This is a genomic window from Intestinimonas sp. MSJ-38 (assembly GCF_018917925.1).
GTDB lineage: Bacteria > Bacillota > Clostridia > Oscillospirales > Butyricicoccaceae > Pseudobutyricicoccus.
Window position 1 is genome coordinate 1 of record NZ_JAHLPO010000058.1, and the last position, 2740, is coordinate 2740.

General features: G+C 52.5%; 1 protein-coding gene. It reads right to left on the reverse strand.

Features of this window, described 5'->3' with window-relative positions; all coding sequences use genetic code 11:
• Positions 1-134: 134 nt before the first annotated feature.
• Positions 135-2042 carry a group II intron reverse transcriptase/maturase gene (gene ltrA / locus KQI26_RS14950; RefSeq protein ID WP_216505033.1) on the reverse strand — a complete coding sequence of 636 codons (1908 nt, stop codon included), beginning with the start codon at positions 2040-2042 and terminating at the stop codon, positions 135-137.
• Positions 2043-2740: the final 698 nt, after the last annotated feature.

A 2740-nucleotide genomic window follows, 5' to 3' on the forward strand; every position in this document is an offset into this window, starting at 1 on the left:
TATAGTGATAGGTAATCCTTTGAAGTGATCGCCGGATTTTCCCCCACTCCACACCGGACATGCGACTTTCACCGTATCCGGCGTTCCATCGATTGTGTTATCAGGCATTTAATCAATCACCAATAGAAAGTTATTTAGATTGCCGCCAGTTTTGCGGCGGTGCGCAGGCTGTTGATTTTGGTCAGTTGTTTTCTTGTTACAGTCAGTTTCTTACAGATACTCTTGAGAACGGCGGCGTCCCGGTCGGTCAGCAAGGGCAGATACCGCCTGTGGAGCAGCACCAGATTGCTGTATCGCTCCTGGCCGCCTTGCTCCTTTGGAACCTTCATGTGACACACGATGCTGTCCGGCTGCAAGAACCATTCGCCGCTGATAGCGCACTTGCCCTTCTGGGCAGACAGCAGGGAGAGCCTACAATCGGCGTATTCCAGGCTGTGGCCCTCCGGCGGATGTTCCCGCAGATACGCAAACAGGGTCGTATCCATCTCCAGATTGTCGTGTATCTTTTCCCGGCCCGCCGAAGAGAAGCAGCAGACGGCGGCGCTGATTCCGATTGCGGTCTTATACTTGATAAACGCGATGGGGTAGATTGGCCGGTTGATACCGGACACATACCGCACCATTTGAGAAGCGCCAAAACGCTCCTTTTCGCTGTCCGTCATAGCACCGCCCTCCCGGACGAGCTGACAGCCGGTCTCCGTGTTCAGACGGTTGGTCAGCACTGTCATAACTCTGCGGTGGATTTTCCGGCAGTCCAGACTGATACAGGTAGCAATCCTGTAGTAGTTCTGGATGCCCAACACCATTTCGTCAAACAGGCCGATTTCCTCTGACTGTGTCCGCACTCGGGCTGGTTTTGCAATACGCTTTGCCTGCTCCACGAGCTTGCTTTCTTCCAACTGTAGCTTTTTGTCACAAATGTGGGACTTCACGACATACTTTCCACCCTTGCGGTACACCATGATTTTGAAGCCTAGAAACTCGGAATATCGCTTTCGGACATTGACAATGCGTGTTTTCTCTGGGGAGACCTCCAGCTTCAACCGTTCGGTAATCCACCTTGTGACAGCTTCCATGGTCTTCTCCGCGTCCTCTCGGTTCCGGCAGAAGATACGGAAGTCATCCGCATAGCGCACAATGAACATTTCTTTGAGATTGCTGTTCCGCATTTTCTGGTAGCCGTAGCTCTTGTCAAAGACCTCAGAGGTGCGGATGGTGCGCCATTTGCCATAGTGGTTGGCCACCGGGTGTTCCAACCATTGGCTGTCGATCCAGTGATCCAGCTCGTTGAGCACCACATTGGCCAGCAGCGGGGAAATGATTCCGCCCTGGGGCGTTCCCTTTGTCGGATAAACAGTGCTGCCGTCCGGCATACGGATGGGAGCCTTCAGGATGCGCCTGATGACAAACAGAAGCTGTTTGTCCTGGATGCCCAGCGTCCAGAGCTGCTTGATAAGTTTGCTGTGGTTCACATTGTCAAAGAATCCTTTGATGTCAAACTCCAAAACATAGTGTAAGTGCGCCCGTTGCAGCAGGGAGTAAGTACGGGAAATTGCGTGCTCCACTGACCGATTCGGGCGGAACCCATAGCTGTTGTTACTGAACTTTGCCTCACAGATGGGCTCCAGGATTTGTTTGATGCATTGCTGCACCAATCTGTCCCAGATACAGGGGATACCCAGCGGCCTGGTTTTGCCGTTTGGCTTTGGGATGTCCTTCCGGCGCACTGGTTTGGGACGGTAGCCGTGTTCGCTGCCTGTGACGATTTTTCTGACCTTACCGATGACCTCAGCCGGTGGAAGCCGCCCAATGTCACCGATATTCTGCTTGTCTGTTCCTGCTGTGTAGCTGCCTGTGTTGGTCTTGATGTTTCTGTAGGCCAGCATGATGTTGTCCGGGCTTAATACCAGTTCCATCAGGCCGGTGAATGTTTCACCGGCTTTGCTTTTGGCGTACAGTTCATCAAATGTCCGCTGCATCCCGTAATACTCGGCGTGCCGCTGGGCGTCCATACACAGGACTTTTTTCCTTTCTTTTGGCATAAGGCATCACCTCCCGTTTGGAAAAGTGACCCTTTTGGTCTTACTCGAATCCTTATGATTGGATTGAATAATGCCTGTTTCCACAATTCGACTTGTGACCATTCCTCCGTCCCCGTTACAGGGACTTCATTGGTTCGATCACTACTTTTCAGCAGCGGTTCACCCGCTTATTGTTTTTCGCCGGATTCTTCCTTAAGGAAGCCGCTGCCTTTCCTCGTTCCGGTAATTCTATCTGTGCATGGATACCTTTAGGTTTCCGCTATGAGCCTGCCGGCTGGGATGTGCCTGTAACACAACATGGTCGTTCGTAGGGAAAATTTCTACTAAACCACACCGGCTGCGCTTGAACGCACCCGTACATTTCTATATGGTCTTCTTATAGACCCGTACATTCGCGGATTCGTCAGTTCGCCTGCCAAGGCGAACATTCTAACCATGGGTATTTTATAGACCCTTGGCCTATAGGCAACACAGTCTGCCTCCAGACCGCTTTCGGCCGCCGTTGGCGGCGGCTACGGTTGCTCTCAGCCGTTGTCGTGGGGCTTCGTACACCGGCTTTGCAGCCAATGCACGCCCACCGAGGGCAGGCGTTTCAGGGCGTTACCCCGTCATTCCACCTGTCGAGTTACCAGTTATCCAAACAACGGTATTTTGTTGTTTGTCCGCTGACTTTTTACCGCCAGCGAACGAGTCGCACT

Bases quoted from the DNA above. Each gene is read 5' to 3' on its own strand.
- ltrA (WP_216505033.1), bottom strand. From the start codon at position 2,042: ATGCCAAAAGAAAGGAAAAAAGTCCTGTGTATGGACGCCCAGCGGCAC.